Source organism: Pseudomonas sp. P4_D7, assembly GCF_056401755.1.
Window position 1 is genome coordinate 1 of sequence record NZ_JBFUIR010000016.1, and the last position, 18441, is coordinate 18441.

Below are 18441 nucleotides of genomic sequence, written 5' to 3' on the forward strand. Positions count from 1 at the left end.
TGTGGGAGCGAGCTTGCTCGCGAAGAGGCCGGCACAGTCAGCGACAATCTCAATGTCGTTTGATAAATCCGGTCAACGCCACCATTGCTTCTGGCGAACGAAGGCGCTGGGTGAACAATGCGCCCTCCTCCTCGATCACCTTACGAATCAACTCGCGATCCGGCGCTCGCATCAATTGCTTGCTGATACGCACCGCTTCGGCCGGCAGTTCATCGAAACGCAGCGCCATTTCCCGCGCCTTGCTTAGCGCCGCAGCGCCGCTACCCAATGCTTCGGTCGCAATCCCCCACTGCGCCGCCTGTTCACCGCTGAAGCCTTCGCCCAGTAACAACAACTCTGCCGCTTTGGCCTGCCCAAGCAGACGTGGAAGGATCAGGCTGGAGCCGAACTCCGGGCACAAACCCAGGTTGACGAATGGCATACGCAACCGCGCATCGCGGGCCACATAAACCAGATCGCAGTGCAGCAACAATGTGGTGCCAATGCCCACCGCCGCGCCGGCTACAGCGGCAATCACCGGTTTGCGGCACTCAAGCAGGTTAAGCATGAAGTGAAACACCGGGCTGTCGAGGTCACTCGGCGGTTGCTGGATGAAGTCAGCGATGTCGTTGCCGGCCGTGAAGCACTCGGCGCTGCCGGTAATCAGCACGGCGTTGATCGCCGGGTCGCCATCGGCCTGCTTCAACGCCTCGGCGAGGCGGCTGTACATGGCGCGGGTCAGGGCGTTTTTCTTGTCCGGGCGGTTCAAGCGCAGGGTCAGCAAACCGCGTTCGCGTTCCAGCAGGATGGCTTCGGTCATGATGTGTCTCGCGTCTGAAATATCAGCGCTCAACCACGGGACAGGAACACGTCGGCCAGCAGTTGATTGCGCGGCAATCCGGCCAGGTACAGACGCCGGGCGAAGGCGTCGACGCTGGCCGTCGAACCGCAGACTAAGGCCAGGGTTTGCCGGGAGACAAGGCGCAGTTGCGCCAAAGCGGCGGCTGACTCGGCCGCCGTCCACAGCTCGACACTGAGGTTTTCCCGCTGCGCAGCCAATGCCGCCAGGGGTTTGGCCAGATAGTGCTCGCGATCGTCATGAGCCACGTGAATGACGCGGATCAGGCCTTGGTGATCCTGGCGCAAGGCTTCGCGCAGCACGCCGAACAAAGGGCCCAGACCGGTGCCAGCGGCCAGCAGCCACACGGGGCGACTGTGCCAGTCGGGATCGTAATGCAAAGCACCGCCGCGCAGTTCGCCGAGACGGATCGGATCGCCGATCTGCAATTTTCGTGCGCCATCGCTGAATTCACCAGGCTGGCGGCAATCGAGATGGAATTCGAGAAAGCGGTCTTCTTCCGGCAGACTCGCCAGCGAATACGGCCGCGCAATGTGCCCGATCCACAACACCAGATGTTGCCCGGCGCTGTAGCGCAACGGCCGTTGCGGGGTCAGACGCAAGCGCAGGACGCTGTCGCTGAGCCAGTCCAGCGCTTCGACCACTGCCGGGCGACCATCGGTGATCGGGTCGAAGGTGTGCACCTGCAAGTCTTCGACGACCTGACACTGACACGCCAGGCGCCAGCCTTGCTGACGCTGTTCGGCGCTCAAGGCGTCCGGCCGATTGTCGGCGGGCAGGCCTTGCACGCATTGCACCAGACAGGCATGGCAACTGCCGGCGCGGCAGCTGTAAGGCACCGCGACGCCATTCTGATTGAGGGCATCGAGCAGATTGCAGCCCGCGGCCACTGACCATTGTCGTTCACCGACGCGAAGTTCAGGCATCGACGTTCTCCCACGCGGCCGCACAACGATTGCGCCCGTCACGCTTGGCCCGATACAAGGCCTGATCGGCGCGCTGCAAGGCGTCGTCCAGATCATCGCCCAACGCCAACAGCGTCATGCCGGCCGACAGGCTGAGGTTGCGCACATTCAGGCCGACCAGTTCAACGTCAGTAAAGGCAATACGCAGACGTTCACAGCAAGCAGTCAGCCGTTCGGCGTCGCAATCGGGCAACAACACAACGAATTCCTCACCACCATATCGCGCCAGCACATCGCCGTCGCGCAGACACGCCTGGGCAACGCCGGCGAAGGCCTGCAACACCTGATCGCCGGCGGCATGGCCGTGCAGGTCGTTGATGCGTTTGAAATGATCGAGGTCGATCAGCGCCAGACCGTGCACGACATCGTCGTCCATTTCATTCAGCTCTCGCGTGGCCAGACGCAGGAAATGCCGACGATTGAACAAGCCGGTCAATTCATCAGTGGCGACCAGATCTTCCAGTTGGCGCATCATCCCGCGCAGAGTGTCCTGATGCGCCTGCAAGGCAAACCGGCGCTGACGCTGGCGTTGCCGCGAAACCTGGACGAAGCGCGCATAAAGCACCAGCCACGCCAGCACCATTGCCAGAATGCACACCTGCAAAGCGGCAAGCGCCGGCTCGCGCAAGCGGAAGTGGTAACCGTCCCACAGCGTGATGGCACAGAAACTGAAGAACACCAGCAATGCGCAGCGGATGAACGCCCGTCGACTGAGATGGAACAGGCCGAACAGCAGGATCAGCACGTAGAACACCAGAAAGGCGCCGCGGGCTTCATCCAGATGGGCGATCAGCCAGGTCTGCCAGCCGAGACCGATCAACACCTGCGCTTCGGTCAGGCTGGGATCGGCAAAGCGCAGGTTGCGCCCACTCCAGAACAGTGCGAACAGCACCGACTGGCTGATCACCACCAGCGCACTGCCGACGGTCACAGAAGTCAGGGATTGCTCGTAATGCCCCGTGAAAAACGCCAGCCACAGCAGCAGCAAAGCCAATCCATAGGTGGCCGCAGCGAGGGCAAAGCGTTTGAGTAAAAGGCGTTGAATGGCGTTATGGGTCAATCGTTGACTCACCGTGCGATAAGAGGCTGACCGAGTGTCCTACTCTACAGACCGGCTGCCACTTTAGAGGCGTAGTCGATAAATGACCACCGATTTTCGGGCTCGAAATTTGACGTCAAAAGTGTGGCCTGCGTAGACCGCCAAAAGCCCCTCACCCTAGCCCTCTCCCAGAGGGAGAGGGGACTGACCGAGTCGGTTGTTGGCAATACGCCGACCTGAAATACCGAGCCGAACTCAGATTTGAACAGCATTAACATCGCCCCCCCTTTCCGGAGTCGAACTCAGGTTTGAACAGCATGAAGTTCGGCTCCCTTTCTTGAGTCGAGCACAGGTTTGAACAGCATGAAGATCGGCTCCCTTTCCCCCTCGCCCCCCTGGGGAGAGGGCTGGGGTGAGGGGGGGAATCTTGAAGTGCAAACCCGCTGTCCGATATTCGCCCACCCATGCGACCAACGAATGACTGCCGGCGCGTGTACGCCCCACCGAGGCGCGTTATACTGCCGCGCCTTTTTAGCGTCGCGCCAGCAGCCCCGGCGTGCCTTGAAAGGTGCTTGCGACCGACCGATGCACCCAAGCCGCAGGCACCTTATTGAATGTTCCCGTCTTTTAGAGGAGCGCGACTCATGACCGTGATCAAGCAAGACGACCTGATTCAGAGCGTTGCCGACGCCCTGCAGTTCATTTCCTATTACCACCCCGTGGATTTCATCCAGGCGATGCACGAAGCCTACCTGCGCGAAGAATCGCCAGCGGCCCGTGACTCGATGGCGCAGATCCTGATCAACTCGCGCATGTGCGCCACCGGCCATCGCCCGATCTGCCAGGACACCGGTATCGTCACCGTGTTCGTGCGCGTCGGCATGGACGTACGTTGGGATGGCGCCACCATGGGCCTGGACGACATGATCAACGAAGGCGTACGTCGCGCCTACAACCTGCCGGAAAACGTCCTGCGTGCCTCGATCCTCGCCGACCCGGCGGGCGCTCGGAAAAACACCAAGGACAACACCCCTGCGGTGATTCACTACTCCATCGTCCCGGGCAACACCGTGGAAGTGGACGTGGCGGCCAAGGGCGGCGGTTCCGAGAACAAGTCGAAAATGGCCATGCTCAACCCGTCCGACTCGATCGTTGACTGGGTATTGAAGACCGTTCCGACCATGGGCGCCGGCTGGTGCCCACCGGGCATGCTCGGCATCGGCATCGGCGGCACCGCCGAGAAAGCTGCGGTCATGGCCAAGGAAGTGTTGATGGAATCCATCGACATCCACGAACTGAAGGCCCGTGGCCCACAGAACCGCATCGAAGAAATGCGCCTGGAGCTGTTCGAGAAGGTCAACCAGCTGGGCATCGGCGCCCAGGGCCTCGGTGGCCTGACCACCGTGCTCGACGTGAAGATCATGGACTACCCGACCCACGCAGCCTCGCTGCCGGTGTGCATGATCCCGAACTGCGCCGCCACCCGTCACGCACACTTCGTGCTCGACGGCTCCGGCCCGGCCTCGCTGGAAGCGCCACCGCTGGACGCCTACCCGGAAATCGTCTGGGAAGCCGGCCCATCGGCTCGCCGTGTCAACCTCGACACCCTGACCCCGGAAGACGTGCAGAGCTGGAAGCCGGGCGAAACCGTCCTGCTCAACGGCAAAATGCTTACCGGTCGCGACGCCGCGCACAAGCGCATGGTCGAGATGCTCAACAAGGGTGAAACCCTGCCGGTCGATCTGAAAGGTCGCTTCATCTACTACGTCGGCCCGGTTGATCCGGTCGGTGACGAAGTGGTTGGTCCGGCGGGTCCGACCACCGCGACGCGGATGGACAAGTTCACCCGGCAGATCCTCGAGCAGACCGGCCTGTTGGGCATGATCGGTAAATCCGAGCGCGGCCCGACCGCCATCGAAGCGATCAAGGACAACAAAGCCGTGTACCTGATGGCCGTTGGCGGCGCTGCTTACCTGGTGGCTCAGGCGATCAAGAAGTCGAAAGTGCTGGCGTTTGCCGAACTGGGCATGGAAGCGATCTACGAGTTCGAGGTCAAGGACATGCCGGTCACCGTTGCGGTGGACAGCAAAGGTGAGTCGGTGCACATCACCGGCCCTGCGATCTGGCAACAGAAGATCAGCGAAAGCCTGGCGGTAGAAGTGCAGTAAGCGCTTCGCCTCGATGAAAACGGCCGGTTCATCCCATGGATGATCCGGCCGTTTTTTGTTTGTGCAAACCGAACGCGATAAAAACTCCGTCAATGCATACAAAATGATCTTGCGCACCTGTCAGATCTGACAGGTTCATTTCAATGCCTTTCTTGTTAGCGTCAGCCCATTCACGCCCTCCCCGTGCGCAATGGATTCGACCATGCCTGATCAGCAAGAATTGAGCATCACCACCCCCTCCATCGCCAAAAGCGCATCGATCGCCACCATCGGCAAAAGTTGGGGCGCTGTGGGCCCGACCGGAGCCGCCTCGTTCGAGTTGCCGATTCCGACGTCTGCCGGGCGGGGCTGGGATCCTCGGTTCTCGCTGAGTTACAGCAGTCAGAGTGGCAATGGTCCATTCGGCCTTTCCTGGCACCTGGCCGGCGTGGGTCAGATCAATCGCAGAACCAACAAAGGCGTGCCACGTTATACCGATCACGACGAGATCGTCGGTGCCGATGGCGAAGTGTGGATGCCGGAGCTGGATGAAAACGGTGAAATCAAATTCCGTGAAGAAAACACCTACAACGGCGTCGACATCGGCCCGCACAGAGTGGTGCGTTACTGGCCGCATATCGAAAGCGACTTTGCCTTGCGCGAGTGCTGGCAGCGGCAGACCCGGGAAGCCGATCCAGCGGTGTTCTGGCTGATCCATGGCGCCGACGGTTCGCTGCACCTTTACGGCAAGACCGAAGTGACACGCGTCGCCGATCCCGAGGCTCCCGGACACATCGCCACCTGGCTGCTGTGCGAAAGCATGAACGCGCGCGGCGAACACATCTGTTTCGAATATAAGGCCGATAATCAGGATCCCGACCCGCTGCATGACTACCGCTCCCAGCGCTATCTGCGCCGCGTGTGCTACGGCAACTTCACGGCCAGCAGCAATCTGTACAGCTGGACCACGGACAATCCGACCGAACTGGACTGGCACTTTCATCTGCTGTTCGATTACGGCGAACGCAGCACGTCACTGACCGATATTCCGGCATATGACGGTGCCCCCCTCAAACCCTGGATCGTTCGCCCAGACAGCTTTTCAACCCACGGTCAGGGTTTTGAACTGGGCACTCGCAGACTCTGCCAGCAGGCATTGCTGTTTCATCATTTTCCCGAGCAATCGACTGACCAACCGAAACTGGTACGCCGCCTGCTGTTGGAATATCACCAACCGCAAAATATCGCGCAGTGGGCCTACAGCCAGATCAGCGCGGCGCACTATCAGGCATTCGATGCGAGCGGCATTGTCGAAAACACGCCGCCGGTCGAGTTCGACTATGCCCCCTTCGACATCAATAAAACCCCGGCGCGCTTCTTCGAACCCGATGTCCAGCCGAGTATCGAGGACGGTGGTTTTTACCAGTGTGTGGATCTTTATGGCGAAGGTGTGCCGGGTTTCCTCTGCCGTTATGACCAGGCCTGGTACTACCGCGAACCATTGCGTGCGACCAAGGGCACCGATGAAATCGGCTATGGGCCATGGACCGCACTGGAAAAGATTCCGCTCGCCGATCGCAACCGTCCGGTACAGCAACTGCTGACCGATCTGACCGGTGACGGTCGGCTCGACTGGGTCACCGCGCAACCGGGTATCAGTGGTTTTCGCACCCTGACAGAACAACGCGAGTTTGCCGACTTCGTCCCCTTCAGCAAATTTCCGCCGGAGTTTTTCAAAACCCTCTCGACACTCGGCGATTTTAGCGGCGATGGTTTGAGAAGCCTGGCATTGATCGGGCCAAACTCGGTGCGGCTCTATGCCAACGAGCGCGAACAGGGCTTTGCCGCGCCTGAAGAGGTGCTTCACCAACCCGACGACGACCGCTTGCCACTGTTCAGCAATTCGCGCACAGAACTAGTGCTGTTGGGCAACCTGCTGGGTAGCGACATGCCCGAGCTGTGCCGGATACGCCATGACGAAATCCGCTGCTGGCCGATCCTGGGCCACGGCCGGTTTGGCACAGGCCGCAAGATCAGCGCGCTGCCTTTCAGCTACGAGCAATTCGATTCATCCCGCGTACGTCTGGCCGATCTCGACGGTTCCGGTGCCGCATCGCTGATTTATCTGATGTCAGAGTCCTTCGAGATCTACCTGAATCGCGGCGGCAATGGTCTGGAACAAATACCGATCAGCGTGCCGTGGCCCGAAGGCGTGCGCTACGATCGCCTCTGTCAGGTGAGTTTCGCCGACCTGCAAGGCCTGGGCTGCGCCAGTCTGATCCTGACGGTGACGCACATGCAGCCGCAGCATTGGCGCTACGATTTCGTTTCGGCCAAGCCGTATCTGTTGACCAGCAGTAACAACAACATGGGTTGCAGTGCCAGCGTGGTCTACCGCAGCTCGGCGCAGGAATGGCTGGATGAAAAACGCCGCTTGCCAAGCCTTAGACGCTTTCCGGCTTGCCATCTGCCGTTCCCGGTGGCGGTGGTCAAAAAACAGCAGCAACTGGATGAAATCACCGGCAACTGCCTGACGCAGCGCTTCACCTGGTGCGAGGGTTTTTACGACCGCGTTGAGCGCGAGTTCCGCGGTTTCGGCTTGCTGCAGCAAACCGACAGTGAGAGCGCCAGCAACGATGAGGGAGAAGGCTTCAGCGAGCCGATGCGGGTCTTCACCTGGTTTCATACCGGGCAATCGATGGACCGGTCGCGTGACGACTATTTCAATCACGACGCACATTCGGTGCCACTGGGCGATACGCTGTTCAGCCGATATCACGAGGCGGACGATTGCGAGGAAGAGCTGGATTCTTCTGACGCCGACACTCGCTACCAGATCTGCCGGGCGCTGGTCGGCTCGGTCACGCGCATCGAGACCTATGCCGATACTGGCGAGGATGTTCCGCGGATCACCACGCCTTATACGGTCGAAGAAATGCGTTATCGGGTGCGTCAAGTGCGCGAGCAAGGCGCCTATGCCGCCGCAGTCTTGCTGCCGCTGGTGGTGGAAAGGATCAGCTACCAGTACGACGGTTTCGTCGATGACCCCATGTGTCGCAACGATGTGGTCCTGCGCTACAACACTTACGGCCAACCGACGCATTCAATCACAGTGAGCTACGCCCGGCGGCTCACCGAAACCGATACGCCACCGTTCGACGATCCTGATCAACGGCAGTGGTGGTGCGACGCCCATGACCCGGCACAACGGTCGTTCTACCTCAATGAAAGCCGTTCTGTGTTCATCGATCTGGACAAGGATCCGCAGCATTGGCGTCTTGGTTTGCCCTATCAACAGCGTGGCAATGCACTGGTCTTGCCCAAAGGCACCCTGCCCACCGGGCTTGAAGCCGCGCAAGTGTCCTATGAGTGCCTGAAGGCACATGAGGATTCGGCGCACTGGAACGCTGAACGGGTGCTGACCACGCAGTCTGTACAGCGCTACTTGAGTACCGATGGCCAACGGCTGGACGACGGCGTTGCCGGATTCGAGGCCCTGGTCGGTCCACTGGAAGTGGCACAACTGGACAAGACGGCGCTGGACGCTTACAGCGTGCTGCCTGCGCCTTTCAACGTGCGCGACGAACTGAAGAAGATCGGCTATCTGCCCATGCCGTTTCTGTTCTGGATAAATCCCTTGGGCAGCACGGAGCATGACCTGTGGTCGGCGAATTTCGGCTACGCCGAATACGCCGGCCTCGCCGGTTTCTACAAGGTGCGCCGCTATCGCGAAACCCTCAGCCATGGCTTCACTCACGCCGTATACGACGCGTATGCGCTGGCTGTCACCCTCGTGGAACTGCCGGATGGCTGTACCACCAGCATCGACTACGACTACCACGCGCTGCAACCGCTGAAAATCATCGATGCCAACCTGAACACTCATCAGGCGTTGTATGAACCCTCCAATCAGCCCTTGGCCACCAGTTTTTTTGGCTCAGAGAACAACAGGGAAGCGGGTTTCAGGCCACTGAGCGAATACAGACTTCCGGAGGACCGGAGCCCGGCTACGGCAATTGCCAACCCGACCGATGCCGTGCAAAAAGCCGCGAGTACCCTGCGCAAGGATCTGTTCAGCTGGATGGGTCAGATGGCCAACGACACCCGCGCCACCCTGGCATGGATCGCTCAGGGTTATCTGCTGCCCAGCGGCCACATCAGGGCCAGTACACGCCGCCAACTGACCCGGCGCAGCGGCGCCTTGACGCCTGATGAACAGGCGCTGCAAGACGCCATCGCAACAGTGCGTCGCGAACCGGTGCACAGTGTGATCCTCAGTGCCGACCGCTACCCTGATGACGAGGTGGATGCGCAGATCCAGATCACCAAAGCCTGCGTCGACGGTTTTGGCCGGGCTCTGCAAACCCAGCAATTGGTCGACCCGGGCAAGGCGTATGCCGTGGACGCCGACGGCTCGCTGATCGTCGAGGATGGCCAGATCAAAGTGGTCGATGCCAACCCGCGCTGGCGCATCAGCGAGCGGGTCGAATACAACAACAAAGGCTTGCCCGTTCGTCAGTACCGCGCGTTTTTCGCCAACACCTATACCTACGTCAACGATCAGTCCCTGCGCACACTGAGTCATCACGATCAGCTTCGCTATGACGTCAAGAGCCGGCAGGTCGGAATGGTCAATGCCAAGGGCGACTTTTCCCGAGAGACGTACCACCCTTGGTATCACACCAGCGAAGACTTCAACGACACCGCCGAGCCGTCATCGCCAACCAAGGCATCGCAGCCATGATTGCCAACGTGCATCGCCGTACACCTGCGCTGGCGGTAAGCGATGCGCGTGGTTTGCCAGTGCGGCAGGTCGGGTACTTGCGCAGTGTGACGGCCGACAGCCCCGTAGCGCTGGTAACCCGTCAGCAGCATGACTACGCCGGCCGTCTGAACGAGCAATGGGATTCGCGCTTGTCGGCACCCTGCCTGACCACGGTTTACAGGCTGGACGGCACGGTATTGAAATCCGACAGCGTCGACGCCGGCTGGCGCCTGACTCTGCCGGGTCTGGCCGGCGAGCCATTGCAACGCTGGGATCAGCGCGACAACCATTGGCGCACGAGCTTCGATGAGCAGCTGCGGGTGGTCGCGGTCGAGGAAAATGGCCAACCCGATGTCGATGTTTTCATTTACGCCGATGCCTCGGCCGAAGCCGGGTACAACCGTCGCGGCCAGTTGCAGGAACAGAAAGACCGTTCCGGTTCGTTGCTCACGGACAGCTTTTCCCTGACCGGCCAGCCGCTGAGCGAAACCCGCACGTTCCACGACGGCGAGCCGTTCACCACTCACCATGCGTTCAGCCCGCTCGGCGCGCTGCTCGAGCAGACCGACGCCGGCGGCCATCGGCGACGCTCGCGCTACGGCCTGGCCGGGCACCTTCGACAGGTACAACTGTTGATCAGCGGCCAGAGCCAATGGCAGCCCGTGTTGCTTGATGCGCAGTACAACGCCGCCGACCAGATCATCGAGCAGCAGGCCGGTAATCTTGTCCTCTGTCGCTGGACGTACGACCCTGCAGACAGTCGTCTGCACACTCAGTCCAGTCGCAAAGACACCGGCGCAATGCTGCAAGACCTCGAATATTTCTACGATCCCGTCGGCARCATTACCCGCATCGAAGACCACGCCTTTCAACCACGTTACTTCGCCAATCAGTTGATCGATGGCCACCGCGACTTCACCTACGACTCGCTCTATCGGTTGACCAGCGCCACCGGCTACGACGACGCCCCGCCGCCGGACATTCCCGGCCTGCCGCAACCGGGCGACCCGAACAATCGCCTCAACTACACCCAGACCTACCAGTACGACAACGGTGGCAACCTGATCGAACTGTGTCACGTACGCGCCGGCAACAACTCGACCCGGCAAATGTTCATCGATCTGAAGAGCAATCGCGGGGTACGCTGGAAAACCGGCGACGAGCCGCCGGATTTCGACACGTTGTTCGATCGCCATGGCAATCAACTGACCGTGCAACCGGGCCAACCGCTGCTCTGGAATGCCCGCGATGAGCTGGAAAGCGTGATCCTGGTCAAGCGCGATGGCGGTTCCAATGATGCCGAGTACTACCGTTACAGCCAGGGTACGCGCGTGTTCAAACGTCACGAAACCTTCGCTGCCAACGCCGAACATTTCCACCAGGTGCGCTATCTGCCCGGGCTTGAAATCCGCACCCGCGACAACGGTGAAGAACTGCACGTCATCACGCTCGGCAACGCCCGCTGCCTGCATTGGGCAGCGAAAAAAATCGATGAAATCGCCAATGACCAAATGCGTTACAACCTCGAAGATCATCTCGGTTCCAGCGTGATGGAACTGGGTCAAGACGCCGTCATGATCAGCCAGGAAGGCTATTACCCCTTTGGCGAAACCGCGTGGATGGCACCGAACTCGGAAACCACGTACCGCTTCATCCGCTATTCGGGCAAGGAAATGGACGTCAGTGGCTTGTATTACTACGGCGCGCGGTATTACGCGCCGTGGCTGCAACGCTGGATCAGCACCGACGCAGAACAGGCGGATGGTTTGAATTTATATGCATTTGTGGGGAATAACCCGATCGGTTTTATCGATCCGGACGGTAACACGCGGGCAGAAAGCGTGATCATGCTGTATTCGGCGTTTGCTTCCGCCGTAGAAGGGCACTCCGAGGAAGTACTAGTGCAACTGCACAACATCATTAATCAAAATGTTGCACTGAACATGGCGGTGAATCTGGCGGGAGAAACCGTCAGAGGTATTGTCGGTTATGAAGGTGGATCTTTGGGCGGCGCCCAATTTGACACCATGTTTCCAGCGCTTGAGGTGCAACCGAACGTGTTGAAACCTTCATCGTTGGTCGGTGGCAACATCGGGGGTGATGTCGCCGGGGCCATTCTTGAGCCAGTGGCAAACCATGTCAGACTGCAAGTCGGGCCTTTGATCCCGCAGACCTCGCAAATGTCCGTCAGCGCGATTGATCAAAGCCTGGGGATCGAGGCCCCCGTCAAGGAAATCAATTCATGGAAAGACTTCAAGAGCGAAGTGCTGCATCCGGCACTCAATTCGTTAGTCAACCCATTATTTATAATGAACAGAGTATTCGGGTCAGTGGTGGGGATTATTCCCGGCGCGCTTAATATGGGAAGTCGGGCGCAGGAAGCACAAGACATCAAGAACCGACTTGACCCGGTGAAAATTGAAAAGATCGAAAAAATGCTCAGCGACTGGAAAGCGGCCATCGAACAACGGTCTGCATGGGCGGAAAACGCTTTTGACGCATTGGGCGTTAACAGTGTTTCGCCTGCCAATGTGCTCCCGAATGTCAATGGCAATACTTCCAGCGAAACGCTGGCCGTCATTACGCGTTCTGGCTTGCAACAGAAAAACCGAGCCGTACTCGCCAACATCGCACAGGCTCAGGCCGGACTTGCGCGATACAAAGAGATGGGGACCACTGACAATCTGTACATAGCAAGACAACGGCATCTGGCATCAAAAAAGCCGGGGAACAACTTGCTCACCAAGTTTAAAAACGGTCACTGAAACCATGCATTCACGCACGCCCTCCCTGACAGTGATTGACGGACGAGGCCTGCCAGTTCGCAAGGTCGCCTACCTGCGAAGCATGGCAGGCAACACGTCAAGCACCCTGGTGATCTGCCAGGAACACGATTTAGCCGGGCGTCTGATCACGCAACGCGACCCGCGCTTGTCCATGGCGAACACGGCAACTGTTTATTCGTTGAATGGCAATGCGGTGCTTATCGACAGCGTGGATAGCGGCTGGCGTGTGGTGCTGCCAGGGCTGGCCGGTGAACCTTTGCGCAGGTGGGATCAGCGCGGCAGCCATTGGCGCACGTGCTTCGATGAACAACTGCGGCTCGTGGCCGTCGAGGAAAATGGCGAGGTCGATGTCGATGTGTTCACCTATTCCGACGCCTCGGCCGAAGCCGGATACAACCGTCGCGGCCAATTGCAGGAACAGAAAGACCGTTCCGGTTCGCTGCTCACGGACAGTTTTTCCCTGACCGGCCAGCCGCTGAGCGAAACCCGCACGTTCCACGACGGCGAGCAGTTCACCACTCACCATGCGTTCAGCCCGCTCGGCGCGCTGCTCGAGCAGACCGACGCCGGCGGCCATCGACGACGATCGCGCTACGGCCTGGCCGGGCACCTTCGGCAGGTACAACTGTTGATCAGCGGCCAGAGCCAATGGCAGCCGGTGTTGCTTGATGCGCAGTACAACGCCGCCGACCAGATTATCGAGCAGCAGGCCGGTAATCTTGTCCTCAGTCGCTGGACGTACGACCCTGCAGACAGTCGTCTGCACACTCAGTCCAGTCACAAAGACACCGGCGCAGTGCTGCAAGACCTCGAATATTTCTACGACCCCGTCGGCAACATTACCCGCATCGAAGACCACGCCTTCCAGCCGGTCTATTTCGCCAACCAACTGGTCGACGGTCACCGTGATTTCAGCTACGACTCGTTGTACCGACTGGTCAGCGCCAGCGGTTACGACGACGGCCCGCTCTCGGACATTCCCGGGCTGCCAACGCCCACCGACCCTAACAACCGCCTCAACTACACCCAGACCTACACTTACGACACCGGCGGCAATCTGGTGAAACTGGTGCATGTACGGGCCGGCGCCAACCGCACCGTGCAGATGCGCATTGATTCAGTCAGCAATCGCGGCGTGCGCTGGAAACCGGATGATCCGGAGCCTGACTTCGAGACACTGTTCGACCGCCATGGCAACCAGCAGAACCTGCAACCGGGACAGGCCATGCAATGGAATGCACGGGATGAACTGCAACGCGTGACGCTGATTGCCCGAGACGGCACTGATGACGACGCCGAACACTACCGTTACAGCCAGGGCGTGCGGGTGTTCAAACGCCATGAAACGTACACCGACAGGACTGTGCACTTTCATCAGGTGCGCTACCTGCCGGGCCTGGAAATCCGCAACAAGGACAACTGCGAAGAACTGCACATCATCTCGGTAGGCAGTGCGCGTTGCCTGCATTGGGCGAAAAAACCACCCGATGAAATCGCCAATGACCAAGTGCGTTACAACCTCGAAGATCATCTCGGCTCCTGCGTGATGGAGCTTGATCAACAGGGCGACCTGATCAGCCAGGAGGGTTACTACCCGTTCGGTGCCACAGCGTGGATGGCCGCACGCCACGCCGTCGAAGTGGGCTATAAATTCACCCGTTACTCAGGAAAGGAAATGGATGTCAGTGGCTTGTACTACTACGGCGAGCGCTACTACTCGCCGTGGTTACAGCGCTGGATAAGCGCCGACCCGAATGGCGATGTCGATGGCCTGAACCTGTACGCCATGGTTGGCAACAATCCACTCCTTTACGTCGACAGGACCGGCGGTAAAAAAGCCGTATTCGAATTGCTTGGCGACTTTCTCGGGATGCTGGACAAGGCTCAGACAGCGGCGAACCAGATACATAATCTGGCGACTGAATTCGACGGGCTTGTTCCGGAAAACGCCGACATCAACGAACTGCGTGCAAGCATGACTTTCGGCACCTTCCTCAAGTCAAAACACGGCATAAAATCGGTCCTCAAGGGGATAGCTGCGGGAGGTACGGTAGTCGGGCTCCTGGGCAGCGTCGTACCGGGTGCCGGGAATGCCATCGGCCTGGCAGTCGGTGCGGTTGTCGGAGCCGTGGCGATGCCTTTGTTACGCTACCACTTCTTCAAGAAAGGTCTGAAGTTGGCGCAAACGCTACACACTCAAGAACTCAAGGATGGCCTGAATACACTCGGCGAGACTGTTTCAAACGGGGTCGAAACAGTAAAGGATCTGGTCAATGGCGGCGCCGCCCTGATCGACGGCATCAAAACCTTCACCAATAACCTCAACGCCTACTCTGAGGATATTCAGCAAAGGTTCTACAAACAGCTGGACTCACTGGATGACGAAAAACAACGTCAAGTCATGAAGCTGGCGAGGACCGGAGTCGACCCGTTCGATGCCATCGACAGGATAAAGGAAACAGCTCAGACAGTACTCGACGCGCGTAGCGAAGCCGAAGAGGTTACCGAACGTCTGCAGCAACTGGAACAATCAATCGCTGAAGAACCGAGACCCAGACCCATTCCCAAACCGAGGTTGAATCTCCAGCTTCGACGCCAGGCGCGAGAAACCGCTGTCTGAGCGACGTGGTTCGCGCGAACATCGCGCTTCGCCACGTGGGCGCATGCTATCGTGCCCGCCCGTCCTGTCGACCCTTCGCCCAGCATGCTGCCGACTTCCCGTACCTTGCGTCTGTCGTTGTATACCCTGCTGATCATTGCCGGCGCAGCGCTTGCCGCCACGCTTGCGATCCGCCACGCCGAACGCCAGGCGCTGGAGGAAGACGCCGCACGCGCCAACCAGCAACTGGCGTTGTACGCCAATTCCCTGCACACCCTGATCGACCGCTACCGCGCCCTGCCCGCCGTGCTGGCGCTCGATCCGCAATTGCGTTCGGCGCTGGCCGGGCCGGTCGATGCCGACGAGCAGGCGGCGCTGAATCTCAAGCTGGAAAAGATCAACGGCGCGGCGCAATCCTCGACCCTTGAGTTGCTCGACCACTCGGGCCTCGCCGTAGCGGCGAGCAACTGGCGCTTGCCGAGCAGTTACGTCGGCCACAATTACGGTTTCCGCCCCTACTTCAGCCAGACCCGCACCCAAGGCACCGGGCGTTTTTACGCGGTGGGCGTGACCAGCGGAATTCCCGGCTATTTCCTCTCCAGCGCGGTGCTCGGCGACAACGACGAGTTCCTTGGCGCGATGGTGGTCAAGCTGGAATTCCCCGAGCTGGAACGCGAGTGGAGTCAGGGCAATGACACCCTGCTGGTCAGCGATGCGCGCGGGATCATCTTCATCGCCAACCAGCCCGGCTGGCGCTATCGCGCGCTGCGGCCATTGAGCGCCCGCGACATGGATGAGATCAAAGCCACCCGACAGTACGACAAGCAGTCGCTGCAGCCCTTGACTCATTTATCGCTGCGCCGCTTCGATGACAACAGCGACCTGCGCCGCATCGAAGGCCCGCAAGGCACGGCCGATTATCTGTGGGAATCACTGCCCCTCAGCGCCGAAGGCTGGACCCTGCACCTGCTGCGCCATCCGCAAGTGGCGTTCGAAGACCTGCGCAACGCCGGGCTGGCCGCCGCCGGGGTGTGGCTGGCACTGGTGTTTCTGTTGCTGTTTCTCAACCAGCGCTGGCGCCTGTCGAAAATCCGCCAGCGCAACCGTGAGGAACTGGAACAGTTAGTGGAAGAGCGCACCCGCGATTTGCGCACCGCGCAGGACGGTCTGGTGCAATCGGCCAAACTCGCCGCGCTCGGCCAGATGTCCGCCGCGCTGGCCCACGAAATCAATCAACCGCTGACCGCTCAGCGCATGCAACTGGCGACGCTGCGCCTGCTGCTCGAGCATGGCCGGGTCGACGATGCTTATAAAGCCTTGAAACCGGTAGACGAGATGCTCACGCGCATGGCTGCCCTCACCGGCCACCTCAAGACCTTCGCGCGCAAAAGCCCCAGCGGCTTGCGTGAGCGGCTGGATCTGGCGACGGTGGTCGATCAGTCATTGCAGTTACTCGATGCACGGTTGCGTGACGAACAGGTCAGTCTGGTGTTGCACCTGACGCGTCCGGCATGGGTACGCGGCGATGCGATTCGTCTCGAACAGGTGCTGATCAACCTGCTGCGCAACGCCCTCGATGCGATGCAGGGCAAAGCCTGCAAGCGTCTGGAAATCCGTCTGGAAGCCGATGAGCAACTGTGGCGGCTGAGCGTCAGCGACAACGGTGGCGGGATTGCCGAAGACCATTTGGGCCAGGTGTTCGACCCGTTCTTCACCACCAAACCGGTGGGCGACGGTCTGGGTCTCGGCCTGGCGGTATCCTTCGCCATCGTGCATGAATCCGGCGGGCGCCTGAGCGCCGAAAATGGCGACAGCGGCGCGGTGTTCAGCCTGACTTTGCCGATCGATCTGGAGGCACACATCTGATGCTCAACTCGGTGATGGTGGTTGATGACGAAAGCAGCATTCGCAGTGCTGTCGAGCAGTGGCTGAGCCTGTCGGGGTTCGCGGTGCAGTTGTTCAGCCGCGCCGAAGAATGCCTCGCCGCCCTGCCCGCGCACTTTGCCGGGGTGATCCTCAGCGACGTGCGCATGCCCGGCATGGGCGGCCTGGCGTTGTTGGCCGAAGTGCAGAAACGCGACGCTGACCTGCCGGTCATTCTGCTCACCGGTCATGGCGATGTACCGATGGCCGTCGAGGCGATGCGCGACGGTGCCTATGACTTTCTGGAAAAACCGTTCAGCCCGGAAACCCTGCTCGGCAGCTTGCGCCGGGCGCTGGACAAACGCCGGCTGATTCTGGAAAACCGCGCACTGCACGAGCAGGCCGACAACCGCGCGAAACTCGATGCGACGTTGCTTGGTGTGTCCCGTGGTTTGCAGACGTTGCGTCGGCAAGTGCTGGACCTGGCGGCGTTGCCGGTCAATGTGTTGATCCGTGGCGAAACCGGCAGCGGCAAGGAACTGGTCGCGCGCTGCCTGCATGATTTCGGCCCGCGCGCGGCCAAGCCGTTTGTGGCGCTGAACTGCGCGGCGATTCCTGAGCAGTTGTTCGAGGCCGAGTTGTTCGGTCATGAAAGCGGTGCGTTTACCGGCGCCTCGGGCAAGCGCATCGGCAAGCTGGAATACGCCGATGGCGGCACCTTGTTTCTCGATGAAATCGAAAGCATGCCGCTGGCACAACAGGTGAAACTGCTGCGCGTATTGCAGGAGCAGAAGCTTGAACGGCTGGGCTCGAACCAGAGCATTCGTGTTGACCTGCGCATTGTCGCAGCGACCAAACCCGACCTGCTCGATGAAGCCCGGGCCGGACGTTTTCGCGAGGACCTGGCGTATCGCCTGAACGTTGCCGAACTGCGCTTGCCGCCCTTGCGCGATCGCCGCGAAGACATCCCGTTGCTGTTCGAAACCTTCGCCCACAATGCCGCTGAACGCTTGGGCCGCACCTTTCCACCTTTGAGTGGCGCGCAATTGAGCCATCTGCTCAGCCACGACTGGCCGGGCAACGTGCGCGAACTGGCGAACGTTGCCGAACGCCAGGTGTTGGGCCTGGATGAACCGGCGCCGGGGATTGATCCGGGGCAATCGCTGGCGGCGCAGCAGGAAGCGTTTGAAGCGCAGTGTCTGCGCGCGGCGCTGACCCGGCACAAGGGCGATGTGAAAGCGGTGCTTGAAGAGTTGCAACTGCCGCGCCGCACGTTCAATGAAAAACTGCAGCGGCATGGGTTGAGTCGGGAGATGTTTTTGAGCGAGTGAGTCGGGCTTGGGATTTTCGGTGTGGCTGAGATCTTTCCCCCTCACCCCAGCCCTCTCCCCCAGGAGGCGAGGGGGAAGGGAGCCGATCTTCATGCTGTTCGAAACCTG

General features: G+C 60.1%; 9 protein-coding genes. 6 read left to right on the top strand and 3 right to left on the bottom strand.

Features of this window, described 5'->3' with window-relative positions:
• Window positions 1-49 precede the first annotated feature (49 nt).
• The 3 genes from AC1DVF_RS12590 to AC1DVF_RS12600 are packed head-to-tail and all read right to left on the bottom strand — an operon-like array spanning window position 50 to window position 2863.
• Window positions 50-799: an enoyl-CoA hydratase-related protein gene (locus AC1DVF_RS12590; protein WP_093430518.1), complete on the bottom strand. Its 750-nt coding sequence runs from the start codon at window positions 797-799 to the stop codon at window positions 50-52.
• A 29-nt stretch (window positions 800-828) separates the two neighbouring features.
• Window positions 829-1764, bottom strand: coding sequence for an iron-sulfur-binding ferredoxin reductase (locus tag AC1DVF_RS12595; RefSeq protein ID WP_460129989.1), 936 nt, complete (start codon window positions 1762-1764; stop codon window positions 829-831).
• The gene (locus AC1DVF_RS12600) at window positions 1757-2863 is read right to left on the bottom strand and encodes a GGDEF domain-containing protein (protein ID WP_414926984.1); all 1107 of its coding nucleotides are present in this window, start codon (window positions 2861-2863) and stop codon (window positions 1757-1759) included. Before AC1DVF_RS12600 ends, AC1DVF_RS12595 begins: the two co-directional genes overlap by 8 nt.
• A 623-nt stretch (window positions 2864-3486) precedes the next feature.
• On the opposite strand from AC1DVF_RS12600, the gene AC1DVF_RS12605 reads away from it, so the two are divergent.
• The 6 genes from AC1DVF_RS12605 to AC1DVF_RS12630 all read left to right on the top strand — a co-directional run bounded on the left by AC1DVF_RS12605 (window position 3487) and on the right by AC1DVF_RS12630 (window position 18333).
• Window positions 3487-5010 (top strand): fumarate hydratase, encoded by a 1524-nt coding sequence (locus AC1DVF_RS12605; RefSeq protein WP_007916251.1) that lies wholly within the window; start codon window positions 3487-3489, stop codon window positions 5008-5010.
• Between the two features lie 202 nt (window positions 5011-5212).
• A complete protein-coding gene (locus AC1DVF_RS12610) occupies window positions 5213-9733 on the top strand; it encodes a SpvB/TcaC N-terminal domain-containing protein (protein ID WP_477782531.1) in 4521 nt (1506 codons plus the stop codon).
• Entirely contained in the window at window positions 9730-12519 is a 2790-nt protein-coding gene (locus AC1DVF_RS12615) for an RHS repeat-associated core domain-containing protein (protein ID WP_477782532.1), read from the top strand. The genes AC1DVF_RS12610 and AC1DVF_RS12615 overlap by 4 nt, the downstream gene beginning before the upstream one ends.
• A gap of 4 nt (window positions 12520-12523) precedes the next feature.
• The gene (locus AC1DVF_RS12620; protein ID WP_477782533.1) at window positions 12524-15160 is read left to right on the top strand and encodes an RHS repeat-associated core domain-containing protein; all 2637 of its coding nucleotides are present in this window, start codon (window positions 12524-12526) and stop codon (window positions 15158-15160) included.
• A gap of 84 nt (window positions 15161-15244) precedes the next feature.
• Window positions 15245-17005: an ATP-binding protein gene (locus AC1DVF_RS12625; RefSeq protein WP_477782563.1), complete on the top strand. Its 1761-nt coding sequence runs from the start codon at window positions 15245-15247 to the stop codon at window positions 17003-17005.
• The gene (locus tag AC1DVF_RS12630) at window positions 17005-18333 is read left to right on the top strand and encodes a sigma-54-dependent transcriptional regulator (RefSeq protein WP_257356000.1); all 1329 of its coding nucleotides are present in this window, start codon (window positions 17005-17007) and stop codon (window positions 18331-18333) included. The genes AC1DVF_RS12625 and AC1DVF_RS12630 overlap by 1 nt, the downstream gene beginning before the upstream one ends.
• The last annotated feature ends 108 nt before the right edge of the window (window positions 18334-18441 follow it).